The organism is Parvivirga hydrogeniphila, from assembly GCF_023371205.1.
Lineage (GTDB): Bacteria > Actinomycetota > Coriobacteriia > Anaerosomatales > Anaerosomataceae > Parvivirga > Parvivirga hydrogeniphila.
In genome coordinates this window covers 93,231-110,989 of sequence record NZ_JAMCCO010000002.1, presented here as the reverse complement: position 1 = coordinate 110,989, position 17,759 = coordinate 93,231, and the positions used below count along the sequence as shown (strand labels likewise).

General features: G+C 68.2%; 17 protein-coding genes and 1 other RNA gene. All 18 read left to right on the top strand.

All coding sequences use genetic code 11. The features are described 5' to 3' along the window. The first annotated feature begins 15 nt into the window (after positions 1 to 15). The 18 genes from MX659_RS06240 (at position 16) to MX659_RS06155 (ending at position 17,753) form a co-directional block, all read left to right on the top strand. Positions 16 to 1,365 (top strand): B12-binding domain-containing radical SAM protein, encoded by a 1,350-nt coding sequence (locus MX659_RS06240; RefSeq protein WP_267192620.1) that lies wholly within the window; start codon positions 16 to 18, stop codon positions 1,363 to 1,365. Beyond that, a complete protein-coding gene (locus MX659_RS06235) occupies positions 1,362 to 1,742 on the top strand; it encodes a hypothetical protein (protein ID WP_267192619.1) in 381 nt (126 codons plus the stop codon). Before MX659_RS06240 ends, MX659_RS06235 begins: the two co-directional genes overlap by 4 nt. Continuing rightward, positions 1,735 to 3,144 carry a LuxE/PaaK family acyltransferase gene (locus tag MX659_RS06230; protein ID WP_267192618.1) on the top strand — a complete coding sequence of 470 codons (1,410 nt, stop codon included), beginning with the start codon at positions 1,735 to 1,737 and terminating at the stop codon, positions 3,142 to 3,144. The genes MX659_RS06235 and MX659_RS06230 overlap by 8 nt, the downstream gene beginning before the upstream one ends. A gap of 62 nt (positions 3,145 to 3,206) precedes the next feature. Further along, complete coding sequence (gene hisS / locus MX659_RS06225) at positions 3,207 to 4,475, top strand: histidine--tRNA ligase (protein ID WP_267192617.1); 1,269 nt, start codon at positions 3,207 to 3,209, stop codon at positions 4,473 to 4,475. Positions 4,476 to 4,486: 11 nt separating this feature from the next. Beyond that, positions 4,487 to 6,256, top strand: a complete 1,770-nt coding sequence (gene aspS / locus MX659_RS06220; protein ID WP_267192616.1) for an aspartate--tRNA ligase — start codon at positions 4,487 to 4,489, stop codon at positions 6,254 to 6,256. 99 nt (positions 6,257 to 6,355) lie between these two features. After that, a non-coding RNA gene (gene ssrS / locus MX659_RS06215) (6S RNA) lies at positions 6,356 to 6,522 on the top strand. A gap of 26 nt (positions 6,523 to 6,548) precedes the next feature. Continuing rightward, positions 6,549 to 7,103 (top strand): thioredoxin domain-containing protein, encoded by a 555-nt coding sequence (locus MX659_RS06210; protein ID WP_267192615.1) that lies wholly within the window; start codon positions 6,549 to 6,551, stop codon positions 7,101 to 7,103. A gap of 13 nt (positions 7,104 to 7,116) precedes the next feature. Beyond that, entirely contained in the window at positions 7,117 to 8,415 is a 1,299-nt protein-coding gene (locus tag MX659_RS06205) for a replication-associated recombination protein A (protein ID WP_267192614.1), read from the top strand. Positions 8,416 to 8,479: 64 nt separating this feature from the next. After that, a complete protein-coding gene (locus MX659_RS06200) occupies positions 8,480 to 8,812 on the top strand; it encodes a hypothetical protein (RefSeq protein ID WP_267192613.1) in 333 nt (110 codons plus the stop codon). 23 nt (positions 8,813 to 8,835) lie between these two features. Beyond that, the gene (locus MX659_RS06195) at positions 8,836 to 9,231 is read left to right on the top strand and encodes an ATP-binding protein (RefSeq protein WP_267192612.1); all 396 of its coding nucleotides are present in this window, start codon (positions 8,836 to 8,838) and stop codon (positions 9,229 to 9,231) included. 2 nt (positions 9,232 to 9,233) lie between these two features. Beyond that, positions 9,234 to 10,022: a SigB/SigF/SigG family RNA polymerase sigma factor gene (locus MX659_RS06190; protein WP_267192611.1), complete on the top strand. Its 789-nt coding sequence runs from the start codon at positions 9,234 to 9,236 to the stop codon at positions 10,020 to 10,022. A 2-nt stretch (positions 10,023 to 10,024) separates the two neighbouring features. After that, positions 10,025 to 11,188 carry an AI-2E family transporter gene (locus tag MX659_RS06185; protein WP_267192610.1) on the top strand — a complete coding sequence of 388 codons (1,164 nt, stop codon included), beginning with the start codon at positions 10,025 to 10,027 and terminating at the stop codon, positions 11,186 to 11,188. Continuing rightward, positions 11,189 to 13,798 (top strand): alanine--tRNA ligase, encoded by a 2,610-nt coding sequence (alaS, locus tag MX659_RS06180; RefSeq protein ID WP_267192609.1) that lies wholly within the window; start codon positions 11,189 to 11,191, stop codon positions 13,796 to 13,798. A gap of 3 nt (positions 13,799 to 13,801) precedes the next feature. Then, positions 13,802 to 14,233 carry a Holliday junction resolvase RuvX gene (gene ruvX, locus MX659_RS06175; RefSeq protein ID WP_267192608.1) on the top strand — a complete coding sequence of 144 codons (432 nt, stop codon included), beginning with the start codon at positions 13,802 to 13,804 and terminating at the stop codon, positions 14,231 to 14,233. Further along, positions 14,223 to 15,392 (top strand): endolytic transglycosylase MltG, encoded by a 1,170-nt coding sequence (gene mltG, locus MX659_RS06170; RefSeq protein WP_267192607.1) that lies wholly within the window; start codon positions 14,223 to 14,225, stop codon positions 15,390 to 15,392. The genes ruvX and mltG overlap by 11 nt, the downstream gene beginning before the upstream one ends. Next, positions 15,389 to 16,336, top strand: a complete 948-nt coding sequence (locus MX659_RS06165) for an ABC transporter ATP-binding protein (protein ID WP_267192606.1) — start codon at positions 15,389 to 15,391, stop codon at positions 16,334 to 16,336. Before mltG ends, MX659_RS06165 begins: the two co-directional genes overlap by 4 nt. Further along, positions 16,333 to 17,070: an ABC transporter permease gene (locus tag MX659_RS06160; protein ID WP_267192605.1), complete on the top strand. Its 738-nt coding sequence runs from the start codon at positions 16,333 to 16,335 to the stop codon at positions 17,068 to 17,070. The genes MX659_RS06165 and MX659_RS06160 overlap by 4 nt, the downstream gene beginning before the upstream one ends. Next, complete coding sequence (locus MX659_RS06155; protein WP_267192604.1) at positions 17,070 to 17,753, top strand: hypothetical protein; 684 nt, start codon at positions 17,070 to 17,072, stop codon at positions 17,751 to 17,753. The genes MX659_RS06160 and MX659_RS06155 overlap by 1 nt, the downstream gene beginning before the upstream one ends. The last annotated feature ends 6 nt before the right edge of the window (positions 17,754 to 17,759 follow it).

The window sequence follows — 17,759 nt, the reverse complement described above, 5'->3', positions numbered from 1 at the left end:
GAGCGAGGAGCCTGCGTGCGCATCACCCTCATATCGCCTCCGTTCGGCGAGGGCGGCCAGAAGTCCAAAGGGCTTCCTATCGCGCCACCCGTGCTGGAGTATCTGGCCGGTCTCACCGAACAGGTGCGGCCTGGCGAGCACGAGATCACCCTGGTGGACGCCAATCTGCGCGACTTCGACCCCGACGCGTGCGAGGCCGACCTCGTCGGCATGACCGTGCTGACCCCTCAGGCGCCCTGGGCGTACCGGACCGCCGATGCGTTGCGCGCTCGCGGTATCCAGGTCCTGCTCGGCGGCATCCACGTCCACGCATTGCCCGACGAGGCTGCGCGTCATGCGGACGCGATCCTGGTCGGTGAGGCGGAGACCGTGTGGGGGAGGATCCTCGACGACGCGACCAGGCGACGCCTCGAGCCGCGCTACGATGGCCCGTACGCGCCGCTCGAGAACCTGCCTCGGCCCATCACGGGGTTGCTGCCTGACCGGTACGTGTTCGGGTCGTTCTTCACGAGCCGCGGATGCCCGCACTCGTGCGCGTTCTGCTCTGTCCACGAGTTCTTCGGACGCACCGTGCGTATGCGACCGATCGGCGAGGTGGTGGAGGAGGTCGCTGCGAGCACGAAGCGCCTCTTTTGGAACATCGACGACAACGTGTGGGGCGTGAACGTGAAGCGCTCCATCGACCTGTATCGTGAGATGGCCGAGCAGGTGCGCGGGAAGTGGTGGTTCGGTTCCGGCGACCTCGTCACGCTCCAGCATCCAAGGGCGGATGAGCTGCTCGACCTTGCTAGGCGGGCCGGCATGACCGCGGCGATGGTCGGCTACGAGTCGGACAGCCCCGTGGTGCTGGAGGAGCTCGACGCCACCAAGAAGCAAGGAAGAGACCGGCTCGACGCCATCAAGCGCATACGGGCGGCCGGCATCGAGGTCATGCTCTTCATCATGGTCGGCAGCCGGGCCGATCACCTGCGCGACTTCGAGCGCATCCGCGAGCTGAGCGACGCTCTCGACGTGGCCGTGCACCCCGTGATGACGACGCCGTTCCCGGGGACGAAGCTGTACGAGAAGTACAGGCCGTACCTCATCAGCGGTCAGGACTGGGACCTGTACGACGGCAACCACGCGAACTTCTACCACGACGACCCCGAGATGACGCCAGAAGCGCGCGAGCACGAGCTCATACGGCTTCGCGACGAGGTGTTCACGATACCGAAGATACTGCGCAGGATCACGCGAGTCGGGCTCAAGGGCTTTCCGATGGCGCACATGACCTCGTGGGCGGTCCAGTATCCGCAAGGCCGGGCGTTCCACGAGTTCGCTCGTGAGCACGCACGCATGCAACGCACGAAGGAGCACGCGCGATGAAAGACGTCCTCGTCATACTCAACAACTACTTCCACGACGTGGCGACCGCCGTGCTGCTTGCGAGCGCCGTCATCCTGTGGGTGCTCGAACGGCACGCGCAGAGCTCTCCAGAAGGGCTCGCCGCGCTCCGGCAGTCCTATCCGGCGCTGACACGCTTCGCCCGCGTCGCGCTGGCCTGGATCGTCATCGGCGGCATCCCGCGCACGATCTTCTTCACCCGCTACGAGTGGGACCCTGCCGTCGTGAAAGGCATCGTGCCGGCGCTCATCGTGAAGCACGCGCTCATGGTCGCGGCCGTCGTTGCAGGAGCGGTGATGTGGCGGCGCGTCGCCCGCCGCGTGAAGGCCGAGCCGGAGGTGTCGAACCCCTGTGACTGACGAACGGCAGCGTCTTGCGGGTGCTGTCCACGCGATGATCGACGCAGGAGTGGACGGCGATCCCGCTGCGTTCGAAGCGCTTGCGCTGGATGTCTTCGCCTACCAGTACGAGCACAACGGGCCATACCGCGCGTTCTGCGACGCCCTCGGCGCGACGCCGAAGTCCGTCGGAGACTGGCAGGAGATCCCCGCGTACCCGACCGAGTCCTTCAAGCGCGACATCGTGACGTCGTTCCCGCTCGCCGAGGCCGTGATGGCGAACATCACCAGCGGCACGACGTCGCCCAACCAGCGTGGGCAGATCTTCCGGGACGAGATCGGGAGGGGTTTGATCCTGAAGGCGAATGCCGTGATGACAGGAAGCTACCTCTTCCCTGATCTGGAACGGACCGGCAGGCTGCGGCTGCTCCTGCTCACGCCCGGGCCCGACCTTGCGCCGACGATGGGGATGGCCATCGGGATGGACGAGACGCGCAAGCGGTTCGGGACCGACGACAGCGCGTTCCTCGTCGGCCGCACCGGGGTCGACGTCAAGCGGACGGTCCGCATGCTCCGACAGTCCGAGACGGACGGGACGCCGGTCACGATGGTCGGCGCGACGTCGGCGTTCGTGTACTTCATGCACACGTGCAGGCGCAAGCGGATGCGGTTCTGTCTGCCTGCCGGGAGCCGCGTGTGCGATGGCGGCGGGTATCGCGGGCGCTTCGGCGAGGTGACGCGAGAGGACTTCTACGACATGGTCTTCGAGACCTTCGGCGTCGAGCGGTCGTGGTGCATCAACACGCTCGGGATGGCAGAAAGCGCGACGAACTACTTCGACGATACGCTGCGAAACACGGTCATGGGTCTGAGCGGCGAGCGTCACAAGCCGGCCCCGCCGTGGACGCGCGTGGTTGCCGTGGACCCGGCGAAAGGGGATCCGTTGCCGCCTGGTGAGATGGGCCTGCTGTGCCACTACGACCTCGCGAACCTGCCGACGGTCATCGGCGTCCAGACCGACAACCTCGGCTGGACCGACGAGCGTGGCGGCTTCGAGATCGCCGGCCGCGCTCGCGTCGTGTCCGGGCGTGCCGAGCTCGAGCCGGGCGACCGCCCGGTCGGACCGATGGGAGACACGGGCACGTTCCGGCTGCTGGAGGCGTACGTGAACTTCTCGATAGCCTTCAAGTCGATGCTCATCTCCAGCAGCTCTCCGAAGGCAGACTACCTCGAGCTCCGGCGCGAGTTAGGTGACGACGACGTGACGCTGTCGTGCCCGACCGTCGTCGAGGACCTCGTGGCGGGAGCCGAGGACGCCGGCGCTCGCGCTCGCGGCGAGGCCGCCCTCTCGGCGTTCCAGCGCATCGCTGCGGCCGAGGGCGATGCAGCTGCGCCTGGCTCTCCGCGCGTGCCGGACGAATAGCGGCCGCACGCCGCTTCCGCTACACTCGGATACCGCACTGCTGGCGTCATGAAAGGCACCCCGTGGAGCTCCGCGCCCCGAAAGGCACCGTCGACATGCTTCCCGAGACCGCTCGCGCGTGGGAGCGGCTCTCGGCCGCGGCGCAGGCGCTCTTCGAGCGGTACGGCTACGAACCCATCTACACTCCGCTCTTCGAGCACACCGAGCTGTTCGCACGAGGCATCGGCGAGGCGACCGACATCGTCTCGAAGGAGATGTACACCTTCGAGGACCGTTCCGGCCGCTCGCTCACGCTGCGTCCTGAGGGCACCGCCGGCGTCGTTCGGGCGGCAGTCGAGCACGCGCTCGTGCCGCACGGCGCGGTCGCCAAGCTCTACTACGCCGGCCCGATGTTCCGCTACGAGCGCCCACAGAAGGGCCGCATGCGCCAGTTCTGGCAGATCGGCGTCGAGCTTCTCGGAGCCGGAGAGCCGAGCGCGGACGCCGAGGTGATCGCGCTTCTCGTGCGGTACTTCGAGATGCTCGGGCTGCCGCGTGACAGGATGCGGCTGCTCGTGAACAGCATGGGCGACGAGGCCTGCCGCCCGGCCTACCGCGACTCGGTCGCGGCCTACATCCGGGCGCACGAGGCCGCGCTCTGCGATGAGTGCCGCCGCCGCGCGGACACGAACCCGCTTCGCGCCTTCGACTGCAAGAACGAGGGCTGCCAGCGCGTGATGGCAGAAGCGCCGCGCATCTCCGAGGCGTTGTGCGACGACTGTCGGGCGCACTACGAGGCCGTCAAGCAGCACCTGGACGCGCTCGGCATCGCGTACGAGGAGGAGCCGCGGCTCGTACGGGGGCTCGACTACTACACCCGCACCGTCTTCGAAGTGCAGGCCGAAGGACTCGGCGCACAGAACGCGATCGGCGGGGGCGGGCGGTACGACGGGCTGTTCTCGACGCTCGGCGGTCCTGCGACGCCCGGGCTCGGCTTCGCGCTCGGGTTCGAGCGCACGCTGCTCGCCTTGAAGGCCGCCGGTATCGAGCCGGGCGCGGGCGAGGGCGTCGCGGCGTACATCGCGGCCGTCGACGAGAGCGTGCGCGAAGCGGCGTTCTCGCTCGCGATGGCGCTTCGGGACGCAGGCGTCGCCGCCGAGCTCGACCACCGCGGCCGGAGCCTCAAGGCGCAGTTCAAGCACGCGGACAAGCTCGGTGCTCGCGTGGCTGTCGTCGTCGGGCCTGATGAGCTCGCAGCAGGCGAGGCGACGGTGCGGGATATGGTGACGAAGGACGAACGACGGGTCGCGCTCGCTGACGTGCCGGCGCACGTCGCGGCGCTTATCGGCTAGAGAGGCTGCTCATGTTCGATGCACGGTATTCGATCCGCACGCACGTGGCGGGTGCCCTGCGCGCTGCCGATGCGGGCACGACGGTGACGCTCGCTGGGTGGGTCCACCGGCGGCGCGACCACGGCGGGCTCATCTTCGTGGACCTGCGCGACCGGAGCGGTCTCGTGCAGTGCGTGTTCGACCCGGAGGACTCGAAGGCGGCGTTCGCGCTCGCCGAGTCCATGCGGCCCGAGTGGGTCGTGAAGCTCACGGGCGACGTGCGCAGGCGTCCGGCAGGGACCGAGAACCCCGCGCTCGCGACGGGCGAGGTCGAGGTGCTCGTCACGGAGGCGGAGGTGCTGAACCGTGCCGAGACGCCGCCGTTCGAGGTCGAAAGCGCGGTCGCCACCGACGAGACGCTCAGGCTGAAGTATCGTTACATCGACATGCGGCGGCCTGAGGTGCTCGACGCTCTCGTGCTGCGCGACCGCATCACGCAGCGCTTCCGAAAGTCGCTCGAGCGTCGCGGCTTCATCGAGGTCGAGACGCCGATGCTCGGTCGCTCAACGCCGGAGGGCGCGCGGGACTTCATCGTTCCGAGCCGGCTGAATCCCGGCGAGTTCTACGCGCTTCCGCAGTCGCCGCAGCTCTACAAGCAGCTCCTGATGGTGGGCGGCATCGAGCGGTACTACCAGATCGCGCGCTGCTTCCGTGACGAGGACCTGCGGGCCGACCGCCAGCCCGAGTTCACGCAGGTGGACATCGAGATGTCGTTCATCACGCAAGAGGACCTCCTTGTGATGATGGAAGAGGTCATGCACGAGGTGCTGCGCGAGGCGAACGTCGACCTGCCGCTCCCGCTCCCGCGCCTGACCTACGCCGAGGCGATGGACCGGTTCGGCAGCGACAGGCCGGATCTGCGCTTCGGGATGGAGCTCGTCGACCTGTCGGACGTCTTCGCGGGCACATCGTTCAAGGTGTTCGCGTCCGCGCTCGCCTCTGACGGCGTCGTCAAGGCGATCGCTGCGAAAGGTGCTGGCGACTGGAGCCGCGGTCGGATCGACGCGCTCGCGCCGGTCGCGGCCGAGGTGGGCGCGAAGGGCCTCGCGTGGATCGCGTTCACCTCCGAAGGCGAGGTGCGCTCCCCGATCGCCAAGTTCTTGAGCGAGGAGGAGATGGCCGCTCTCACGGAGCGTCTGGGCGTCGAGCCGGGCGACCTGGTGCTGTTCGCAGCGGACGAGCGGATGGTCGCGAACGAGGTCTTGGGCACGCTCAGGACCCACCTCGCAGGCGAGCTCGGCCTCGCGGCAGACGGCTTCGCGTGCCTGTGGGTGGTGGACTTTCCGCTGTTCAAGTGGGACACCGAAGAGGACAAGTGGAGCGCGAACCATCACCCGTTCACGCGGCCGTTCGACGAGCACGTCGAGCTGGTCGAGTCGGACCCGGCCTCCGTGCTCTCGTACTCGTACGACCTGGTCATCAACGGCATCGAGGTGGGCGGCGGGACGCTCCGTATCCACGACGCCGGCTTGCAGCAGCGCGTGCTCAAGGTGCTCGGCATCGCTGAGGGCGAGGCCCGCGAGCAGTTCGGCTTCCTTCTGGACGCGCTCACCTACGGGGCGCCGCCGCACGGCGGTATCGCGCTCGGTCTCGACAGGCTCGTGATGCTTCTTGCCCACAAGCACTCGATCCGCGACGTCATCGCGTTCCCGAAGACGTCGTCCGGCGCCTGTCCGCTCACCGGCGCGCCGGGGCGGGTCTCAGCGCGCCAGCTTCGCGAGGTGCACCTGCGGCTGGAGTGAGAAGCAGCCGCGCAACAGGCTTGCACCGCCCGGTCGTCGGACGGTGCTCGCACGCGGTGGCAGCGAGTCGCAGCAGGTGCTACGATACAAGTGCTTCGCCTTGCGCTGCTTCGGCCAAAATGGTCGAACCAACGCTTCTTGATAGGGAGCCCTAACGATCCCTCGGTGGAACGGTATCCCCCTCGTTGGGGAAGCGCGAAGCCGTGGTGCGGGCACCCACCTGCTTAGGCAGGTTCACCTGCCGAAGCGCGCGAGGCGGAGTCGTTGTCTTGCCGATGTCGGGAGGGTGTCGATGCGCAGGTTCATCGCAGCAATCGTCGTCGCTTCGTGTGCGCTGACCCTCGTGGGGTGCGGCGGCGGGGGAGGCGGCACCAAGCAAACGGACACACAGCAGCCGGCGCAGCAGGCTCCCGCGCGCTCTGCGCAGCAGCAGCCGACGACCGTCGACCGCTCGCCGGAGGAGACCCCCACGCTCGTGCCCTTCCCGTCCACCCTCTCAACCGCACTGCCGAGCACAGTGCAGTCGAAGCTGGATGCTGGCCGCCCGATGCTCCTGTTCTTCTACGACTCCAGCGAGCCGGAGACCAAGGAGCAGCGCGGGGAGATCGATGCCGTTCTGAGCGACTACCGCGGGCTCATCGACCTTGTCGCCTTCGACGTCAATGGCGGCGACTCCGGGCAGGCGACGGAGGCAGCGAAGCAAGCGGCCGGGCTCGCCGCCGACCTCGGGGTGAAGGCGACGCCGTACATCATCGTGGTGGACCGCAACGGCTACATCACCTGGCGCTGGCTCGGCTTCGTGGATCGTGACGTCATCGAGCGCGAGGTGCTGCGCGCCACGCAGTGACGCGGCGCTTGCGATGGACGATCTGTTCTCGACCAGTGCTGACGACGCGCTCGCGGCTTCGGCGCCGCTCGCGGTGCGGATGCGACCGCGGACGCTCGACGAGATCGTTGGCCAGGACGAGGTGGTCGGGCCGGGCACCTTCGTGCGGCACGCCGTCCAGACCGACACGCTCACGTCCGTCATCCTCTACGGCCCGCCGGGGTGCGGCAAGACGACGCTCGCGCGCGTGATCGCACGAGCGAGCCAGGCACACTTCGAGGAGATCTCCGCTGTGACCTCCGGGGTCAAGGAGGTCCGGGCCCTCATCGACCAGGCGCGCAACCGGCTCGCGATGACCGGCAAGCGCACGATCGTCTTCATCGACGAGATCCACCGCTTCAACAAGACGCAGCAAGACGCGCTGCTGCACGCGGTGGAAGACCGGCTCATCGTGCTCGTCGGCGCCACAACGGAGAACCCGTTCTTCGAGGTGGCAGCGCCGCTCATCAGCCGCTCGCGCGTGATCGTCATGCGCGCGCTGTCCGATGACGCTGTGCGGACGATCGTCCGGCGCGCCGTCAGCGATGCCGAGCGCGGCCTCGGCGGCCAGGTGGTGCTGGAGCCGGCGGCCGAGGACCGCATCGTGCTCGCGGCATCAGGCGACGCGCGCGCCGCGCTCACGGCCCTCGAGCTCGCCGCGTCGATCGCGCCTCGCGGCCGAGACGGCCTCGCGCACATCACGGCAGAGCACGTGGCAGAGGTGACGCAGACCCGGCACCTGCGCTACGACAAGGCAGGCGACGAGCACTACGACCTCGCGTCGGCCTTCATCAAGTCGATGCGCGGGAGCGATCCGGACGCTGCCGTGTACTACCTTGCGCGCATGATCGCAGGCGGCGAGGACCCGAAGTTCATCGCGAGGCGCATGCTCATCTTCGCGTCCGAAGACGTCGGGATGGCCGATCCGCAGGCGCTCTCGGTGGCGCACGCTGCGGTGAAGGCCGCCGAGTTCGTGGGGCTTCCAGAGTGCCGCATCAACCTCGCGCACGCCGCAATCTACCTGGCGCTCGCGCCGAAGTCCAACGCGTGCTACCGGGCGATCGACGAAGCGATGGCCGAGGTCGAAGCGGGGCCGGCGACCGCCGTGCCAGAGCACCTGCGCGACCGGCATCGTCCCGGCGCCGAGACCTACCCGGAGTACGTCTATCCGCACGACCGCCCCGCCGAAGCGGCCTCCCAGACCTACCTGCCGCCAGAGCTCGCTGGCAGACGCTTCTACCGGCCGAAGGACGAGCCGCCAGCGCCAGCGCACGAGGGCGACGACGCGCTCTGAAAGGCCCGCCGTTTGCTACACTGGAACGGCAGCGCACGTCGGCACGAAGGGCGCGTGAGAGCAGATGGCACCGTTGTCGATCGTCCTTGCAGTCCTGGGCATCGTCGCACTCGGCGTCGCGATCTATGCGGCGGTCGAAGTGGTGCGGCTCGCCCACCGGACCGAGCGGGTCGTGGCGCACCTCGAGCAGACGCTCCCGCCGCTTCTGGAGAAGATCGACGTGGCCGTAGACGCGGCGAACGTCGAGCTCTTGCGGATCGACGGGATCGTGAGCGACGTGGAGAACGTGTCGGACACCGTGTCGACAGCCACAGACGTCATCAAGTCGCCCGTGGAGGCGTTGAGCTCGCTCGGCGGCAGGATCGCGCGCGCCATCTCTCGTGCACGGCGGTCGTGAGCCGCTCCAAGAACGGAGGAAGCATGGCACCAGAACAGGTCACGCTCACCGTGCCCGCGCGCGGCGAGTACGCGCGCACGGTCCGCATGACGGCCTCAGAGCTCGCGGTGCGGCTTGGGATGCCGTACGACCGCATCGAAGACGTGCGCATGGCGGCCGACGAAGCGTTCGTGTACGCGTGCAGCAGGACGTCTGAGACCGGCACGGTCGTCTTCCAGTTCGAGCTCACAGACGAGGAGCTGACGATGTGCGTCGGCCCCATCGCCTCCGTGGGCGAGTCGGAAGATCCGCTCCAGGACGCGCCCGGACGCTACGCGTCGTTCATCCTCGAAGCCGTGTGCGACACGTTCGTCGTGGAGCCCGGCGACGATGGCGCCCGGCTTCGCATCGTCAAGCGCGCGTCGGACGACGAGGAGTGATCGTGTCCGGCTCCTCGAAGAAACCCGTGCGGCGTCTCGTGTGGGACAAGGCGCGGACCCGCGAGCTGTTCCGCCGCTACCGTGAGCACGGCGACGAGGCGGCCAGGGACGAGCTCGTCTCGATGTACCTGAACCTCGTGCGCTACCTCGCGAGCAGGTTCCGGAACCGCGGCGAGCCGCTCGACGACCTCATCCAAGTCGGCACGATCGGGCTCATCAAAGCCATCGACCGGTTCGACATCGACCGCGACGTGGAGTTCACGACGTACGCGACGCCCACGATCGTCGGGGAGATCAAGCGGCACTTCCGTGACAAGGGCTGGGCGGTGAAGGTGCCGCGGCGTCTGCAGGAGCTGTCGTTCAAGGTGAACCAGTCGCTCGACGCGCTCACGCAAGAGCTCCAGCGCGCTCCGACGATCGAGGAGATCGGCGAACGTGTCGGGGCGACGGCAGAAGAGGTGCTCGAGGCGCTCGAATCGAGCGAAGCGTACAACTTCGTGTCGCTCGAAGGGGACAGGAACAGCGAGAACCAGGACTCGACCTTCTCGATCCTGGAGTACATCGGCAAGAACGACCACCTCATCGACGTCGTCGAAGACAGGGCCGTGCTCGCCGAGGGGCTCAAACAGCTCACGCCTCTCGAGCAGCACGTCTTGTACCTGCGGTTCTTCGAGGGGCTCACACAGACCGAGATCGCAGCGAGATTGGGCGTCTCGCAGATGCAGGTCTCGCGGATGTTGCGCAAGACGCTCAAGGTCTTGCGGGACGCGCTCGTCCCCGAGGGGGTGTGAGGATGCCGGACCGGTCGGAGTCGCTCGAGCGCTGGCGTCGCGTGCTCACGGTGTCGTGGGCGCTCGTGGGGGTGCTCATCCTTGCTGCCGCTTCTGTGTTCGCGCTCGTCCGGATCTCCCCGGCCCTCGTGCCGTTCGGGCTCGCGCTCGTGATCGTCTTCCTGCTGCGGACGCCTGTGGCCGCGCTGGAGCGGCGCAGGCTGAAACGCGGCGCCGCCGTCGCGGTCTGCTACCTCGCCATCCTGGCCGCGCTCGCGGTCCTGGGGCTCTTCATCGTGCCGCCGCTCGTCGACCAGGTCCGGCAGTTCCTCGGCGCGTTCCCTGGCTACTACGACCGCGTTCTCGACCTGTGGGGGCAGGTGCAGCGGCAGTACAGCGCCGTCGCGTGGCCGTCATGGCTTGACGACGCGCTGGTGGGCATCCGTGACGGGCTCGCGGAGCAGCTCGCGTCCTGGTCGGCGAACCTCGCCAAGACGCTGTTCTCGGTCGGCGGCGGTGCGGTGAGCTTCCTTCTGAACGTCTTCCTTGCGCTCGTGGTGGCGTTCTGGCTGCTCAAAGACATGGAGGTCATCAAGCGCGAGTTCGTGGCGCTCGCTGGACCGAAGCGTCGCGACGAGGCGTCCATCGTGATCGGCAAGGTGTCGACGGTGCTGAGCGGGTACCTGCGCGGCCAGGCCATCGTGTCGGCCACCACCGCCGTCATCGTCACCATCGGGTTCACGGTGCTCGGCGTTCCCTACGCGCTCGTGCTCGGGCTGCTCGCGGGCGCTCTCAACATCGTTCCGTGGTTCGGACCGCTTGTCGCCGAAGTCATCTCGGCGATCGCCGCGGCGTTCGTCAGCCCGTGGCTCGCGCTGTGGGCGGTGCTGGTGGTCATCGGCGCCCAGCAGATCACCGACATGTTCATCACGCCTCGTGTGATGTCCGAGCAGGTCGACCTGCATCCTGTGCTCGTGATATTCTCGCTGCTCACTGGCGCGGCGCTCGCGGGCATCGTGGGCATGGTGCTCGCGATCCCGGTGGCCGCGATCGCCAAAGGGCTGTTCGTCTACTACTTCGAGAAGTGGACCGACTCGAGCCTTGCGACGGAGAACGGCGCGCTGTTCCGGAGCGCGGTGCCGTGCGAGACCGATGACCGCAGTGCGATGACGGACGAGGAGCGCTAGGTGAAGTCTGCAGAGATCCGCGAAAGCTTCCTTCAGTTCTTCGAGGGCAAGGGCTGCACGAGGGTGCCGTCCTCATCGCTTGTGCCGGATGACCCGTCGCTTCTGCTCACCTCGGCAGGGATGGTGCAGTTCAAGCCCGTGTTCTTAGGGCTCGTGGATCCCGGGTACACGCGCGCGACCACCTGCCAGAAGTGCGCGCGCACGACCGACATCGACATCATCGGCACCACCGGCCGCCACCACAGCTTCTTCGAGATGCTGGGCAACTTCAGCTTCGGCGACTACTTCAAGAGCGAGGCGTGCGCTTGGGCGTACGAGTACTCGACGCAGGTGCTCGGCCTCGATCCCGACCGGCTGTGGTTCTCCATCTACGAGGACGATGACGAGGCCGAGGCGGTCTGGCGCGACGAGGTCGGCGTGCCTGCCGAGCGGATCGTGCGCATGGGCGCGAAGGACAACTTCTGGAGCGCCGGCCCCACCGGTCCGTGCGGTCCGTGCTCGGAGCTGTACTACGACCAGGGACCCGAGGTGGGATGCGGCTCGCCGGACTGCGCCCCGGGATGCGACTGCGACCGGTTCTTGGAGTACTGGAACCTCGTCTTCATGCAGTACGACAGGCAAGAAGACGGCACGCTCGTGCCGTTGCCGAAGAAGAACATCGATACCGGCATGGGCCTCGAGCGCGTCGCTGCGATCATGCAAGGCGTGCACTCCAACTTCGAGACCGACATCCTGCGCGGCATCCTCGCCGTGGCGGAGCGCATCTCCGGCGTCGAGTACGGCCGCTCGGCGAAGACCGACACCTCGCTCCGCATCCTGACCGACCACGCGCGCGCGGTGACGTTCCTCATCGCCGACGGCGTGCTCCCGTCCAACGAAAGCCGCGGCTACGTGCTGAGGCGCTTGCTTCGCCGAGCGGTCCGACACGGGCGGCTGCTCGGGGTCGAGCGGCCGTTCCTGGGCGAGCTCGTCGACGAGGTCGTGGCGCGGATGGGGGACGCCTATCCCGAGATCGTGGAGCACCACGGCTTGGTGAAGCGCATCGTGCTGAGCGAGGAGGAGCGATTCGGGGCGACGCTCAAGCAAGGGCTTGCACTCCTGACCAGCGAGATCGAGCGCACGAAGACAAGCGGCGCCTCGACGCTCGACGGCGGGTTCGCGTTCATGCTGCACGACACCTACGGGTTCCCGTTCGAGCTCACCTCCGAGATCGCCGGGGAGTCCGGCCTGTCCGTCGACCACGAGGCGTTCGAGCGGCACATGCACGAGCAGCGCGAGCGGGCGCGCGCGGCCGTCCAGGACGAGTCGTGGAGCGGCATCAGCGCGGCCTTCGCAGAGATCGGGAAGCGGCTCGGCGGCGTCGAGTTCGTCGGATACGCGAAAGACGAGTGCGACACGGTCGTGGCAGGCATCGTCGTCGGCGGCGAGCAGGTCGAGACGATCGAGGCCGGCACGGAGGCCGAAGTGGTGCTCGCCGCAACGCCGTTCTACGGCGAGCAGGGCGGCCAGGTCGGCGATACGGGCATCATCGCATCCGAACGCGCGCGCTTCGTCGTCAATGACGCCAAAGTTCCGGCGCCCGGTGTGATCTCGCATGTCGGCGTGCTCGAGAGCGGCACGCTTTCTGTAGGAGACAGCGTGCACGCTGCCATCGACGTGGCGCGCCGGGAGCGCATCCGGCGCAACCACACGGCGACCCACATCCTGCACTGGGCGCTCCGCACGGTGCTCGGCGAGCACGTGCGGCAGTCCGGTTCGCTCGTGGCGCCGGACCGGCTCCGCTTCGACTTCACGCACTTCGAGGCGCCCGGCGCGGAGGCGCTCCAGAAGATCGAGCGGCTGGTGAACGCCAAGATCATGGAGAACCATCCGGTGCGCAACTACGAGACCTCGCTTGCCACCGCGCGCGAGATGGGCGTGACCGCGCTGTTCGGGGAGAAGTACGGCGAGATCGTGCGCGTGCTCGAGGTCGGCAACTTCAGCAAGGAGCTGTGCGGTGGCACGCACGTCGGCCGAACGAGCGAGATCGGGTTCTTGAAGATCGTCTCGGAAGGCAGCATCGGCGCGAACCTGCGCCGCATCGAGGCGGTGACGTCGTTCGACGCGCTCGAGTTCGTGTACCGCGAAGAAGCGGTGCTCGCAGAGCTCGAGCGGACGCTCAAGGCCCGGACAGCCGAGCTGCCCGGCAAGGTCGAAGCGCTGCTCGAGCGGGTGAAGCAGGCAGAGGCGCGCGCGAAGGCCGCCGCGACGCGCTCTGTGGACGCCGCTGCCGTTCCCGAAGCGGTCGCCGCTGCGGGGTACACCGTGCGGATCGGACGCGTCGATGGCCTCGATGCGCAGGCGCTGCGAGCGCTCGCCGACGAGCTCCGCGCGGCTTCCGGCGCCGTGTTCCTCGCGAGCGTGAACGAGGGGGCGGTGCTGCTGGTCGCCGCTGGAACGGACGAGGCGGTCGCGAAGGGCTTCGACGCCGGCGCGCTCGTGCGCGAGGCGGCCCGGATCGTCGGCGGAGGCGGCGGCGGGAAGCCCGCGTTCGCGCAGGCGGGCGGCAAGGATCCGGGCGCGGTCGACGACGCGCTCGCTCGGGTGCGCGCCGCCCTCGGGACCGGATGAGCGGTGCGCGTGCTCGGACTCGACATCGGGAGCGTCCGGGTCGGTGTCGCCATCTCTGACCCGAGCGGCACGGTCGCCACGCCACGGTGCGTGCTCGACGCCAAGCAGCTGCTTCGCGACCCGCGCGAACTGAAGGCGATCGTGGAGGAAGAAGGCGTCGAGCTTCTCGTGGTCGGCTTGCCCGTCACGATGGCAGGCGAGGAAGGTCCGCAGGCGAGAAGCGCCCGGGTGGCAGGCGAGGCGCTGAAAGAGGTTCTCGGGCTTCCCGTGGAGTACTTCGACGAGCGGCTCACGACGGTAGCGGCGAGCTCCGCCATGCGCTCGGGCGGCGTGAGGGGGCGCTCCCAGCGCGGACGCCTCGACGCGGCGGCCGCCGCGATCATGCTGCAAGCATACCTGGATCGGCGGAAGGCGAGGCGATCCGATGGGTCGTGAGCGGGCACGGGACGACAGGCGCGTGCCACGACCGGCGCGTCGCCGTGTGCCGCGCGAGGAGCGGCAGATCGCGGCTGGCGACCGGCCGCCCGTCGGCCGCATGCGCCCGGAGGAGCGAGCGCGCCGCCGCAAGACGCTGCTCGCGCTCGTCGTGCTCGCCGGTCTCGTCATCGCGCTCGGCGTCCCGACGTTCGCTGCCTACACGCTGCTCCTCAAGCCCGACGTGCGGGTCGAGGCCGGAAGGCCGGTCACAGTCACGGTGCCGGAAGGCTCCGGCACGGCGGACATCGCGCGCATCCTCGCCGAGGCCGGTGTGGTCGAGAACGCGCAGATGTTCCGGCTGCGGGCCCGGCTCGACGGCGTCGACGGCGCGTTCAAGCCAGGCACGTACGACCTCGCGACGCGCATGCCGTACGACGATCTCGTGAAGAAGCTGCTCGCAGGCCCGCCGGTCGCGTACGTGGACGTCACGATTCCCGAAGGCTTCACCATCGATCAGATCGCCGCGCGTCTCGAGGAGAAGGCCGGGATACCGGCAGACGAGTTCCTCGTGCTCGCGAAGCACGGTGCGGCGAAGTACGCGGCGGACAGGCCCTACCTCCACGACGTCAAGACCGGCTCCCTCGAGGGGTATCTCTTCCCGAAGACCTACCGTATCAGGGAACAGATGACGGCGGACGACGTGGTGCGCGCCATGCTCGACCAGTTCGACAAGGAGATCGCCCAGGTCGACCTGAGCTACGCGGCGAGCAAGAACCTCACGCTGCACGACGTCGTCATCATCGCTTCGATAATCGAGCGTGAGGCGCGGTTGGACACGGAGCGGCCGCTCGTCTCGTCGGTGATCTACAACCGCCTGCGGAAGGGCATGAAGCTCGAGATCGACGCTACCATCGAGTACATCCTGCCCGGGAACCGTCCCCGGCTGCTCAACAAGCACCTGAAGATCGACAGCCCCTACAACACCTACCTCTACCCTGGGCTTCCGGTGGGGCCCATATCGAACCCGGGACTTGCCTCGCTCAAGGCGGCGGCGCAGCCTGCCGACACTCCGTACCTGTACTACGTCCTCACCGGAAAGGACGGTTCGCACACCTTCTGCGCGACCTACGAGGAGTTCCAGCGCGCGAAGGCGAAGTCGAAGGAGGTGGTACCGTGAGCGTAGATGCACCCGCTGACGTCGCGATCCGCGTCGAGGGGGCCCGGAAGGTCTATCGCTCGCTCGTCGGGCGGCCGAAGGAGGCCGTGCGCGACGTCTCGATCACCGTGGCGCGCGGCACGATCCACGGCGTGCTGGGGCCCAACGGAGCAGGCAAGACCACCACGCTCAAGATGCTGCTCGGTCTCGTCCGTCCCACGGGCGGTCGGTTCGAGATCCTCGGCCGCGACGCGTTGGACCTGGCGAGCAGGCGACGCGTCGGCTTCCTGCCGGAGCAGCCGTACTTTCCTGTGAACCTGACGGCGATGCAGGCCATGCGGTTCTACGGGGCGCTCACCGGCGTCGCGACAGAGCGCCTCGATGAGGAGGCGGCCTCGCTTCTCGAGCGCGTCGGGCTTGCCGATGCGGCGCGCACGGAGCTCAAGAAGTTCTCGCGCGGCATGCTGCAGCGCCTCGGCATCGCGCAGGCGCTGCTGGGGTCGCCCGAAGTGGTCGTGCTGGACGAGCCCGCCTCAGGGCTCGACCCGGTCGGCCAGCGCGACGTGCGCAATCTCATGCTCGACTTGCGTGCCGAGGGCACCACCGTGCTCTTGAGCTCGCACCAGCTCTCCGAGGTCGAAGCGGTGTGCGACCGCGTGACGATCATCAACCGTGGCGTGGTCGTCGCCGAGGACCACATCGACCGGCTCTTGAACGTGGAGGGCAAGACGGCCGTTCGGGCACGCGGCATCGCGAAGCTGCCGGAGGCGGTAGCAGCGCTCGCAGACGACGTGGCGTTCTCCGGCAGCGTGTGGGCGTTCTCGGTTCCTGACGAGGCCGTCCGCACGGTGGTGGACGCCATCGACGACGCTGGCGGCGTGGTGTTGGCGGTCCAGCCGAAGCGAGAATCGCTCGAAGACTACTTCGCGCGGCTGCTTGCGAGCGCAGGCGAGGAGGTGGCGTGATGCGAAGCGTCTTCACGATCGCCGAAGCGGTGTTCTTCGACAGCATCCGCCGCCGCATCCTGTTGGCGGTCCTCGTGTTCGCGGGCGTCATGGTGGCGATGATCCCGTCGCTGCCAGACTACGGGCTCGGGGTCGAGACGGCGGTGTTCGGCGAGATCGCCCTCGCGGTGACGTTTCTGGCCTCGCTCGTCGTCACCCTCGGCCTTGCGGTGACGCGCGTGCCGAGCGAAGTCGAGCGGCGCACGGTCTACCCTGTGCTGGCGCGGCCGGTCGCGCGCTGGCAGTACCTCGTCGGAACGTGGCTCGGGACCTTCGCGATGGTCGGCGTGCTCGTGGCCGCGTTCACGGGCGTCGACATCGCCGTGGGAGCGGTGGTCTATGGGAGGCCGCTGTGGCTGCTCGCCGTCGGCGCGCTCGGCATATGGCTCGAGATGGGAGTGCTCGCCGCGTTCGGCATCGCTGTCTCGACGGTGGTCTCGCCGGTGACGGCGATTGTCGCCGAGGCGGCGTTCCTGTTCGTCGGCCACTCGAGAGCGACACTCGTGGGCGAAGAGGGTGCGCTCGCGCTCAGGGCGTTCTACCCGTCGCTCGACGCGTTCAACATCGTCGCGCCGGTCACCCACGGCAACGGCGTTCCTCTGCTCTACCTCGTGAGCATGCTCGTCGTGTTCGTGGGCTTCGTCGGCGTGCTGCTCGTCATCGGGGCCGCGCTCTTCGGAGGCAGGGACCTGTGATGTCCGCGCTGAAGAGGAGCGAACGCGCTGTCGCCGTGGTGCTCGCGGCATGCTTTCTTGCGCTCGCAGTGATCGGCCAAGCGGCGGGCGAGTCGGTCTTCCCGCAGGCCGAGCGCACCACGACGACGCGCGTCGTCGCGCGCGCCGGCTGGTCGTACCTAGGCGGTCTTCGGACGTTCGCGGCCGCCGTGATGTGGAACCGCATCGACCCGATCTACCACGCGTACTACCGCGATGTGCCGCTGGATGAGCAGCGCTACATGCTGCCGTGGGTGGCGATGGTCACCACGCTCGACCCCACGCTGCTCGATCCGTGGTACGTGGGGTCGTGGATCGTGGCACGGAACGGCAAAGTGGAAGAGGGCATCGCGCTCGCGCGCAAAGGCATGGAGGCGAACCCGCGGTCAGGCCTCCTCGTCGCGTCATACGCGCAGATGCTGTACCTGTTCCGGCACGACCCCCAGGCAGCGCTCCCGTACGCCCGAGCCGTGCTGAGGCCCGGGATGACCTTCCGATCGTTGGAAGAGCAGTTCGAGTGCTACGCGTTCGCGCGAGACATCCTTCGCGCGAACGGGCTTGCGAGCGAGGCCGATGCCGCGGAGGCGAGGATGCGGGAGATCGGCGCACGCATCGAAGCAGGCGAGGACGCCGCGAACGAGCATCATCACCACCACAACGAGTGAGGAACC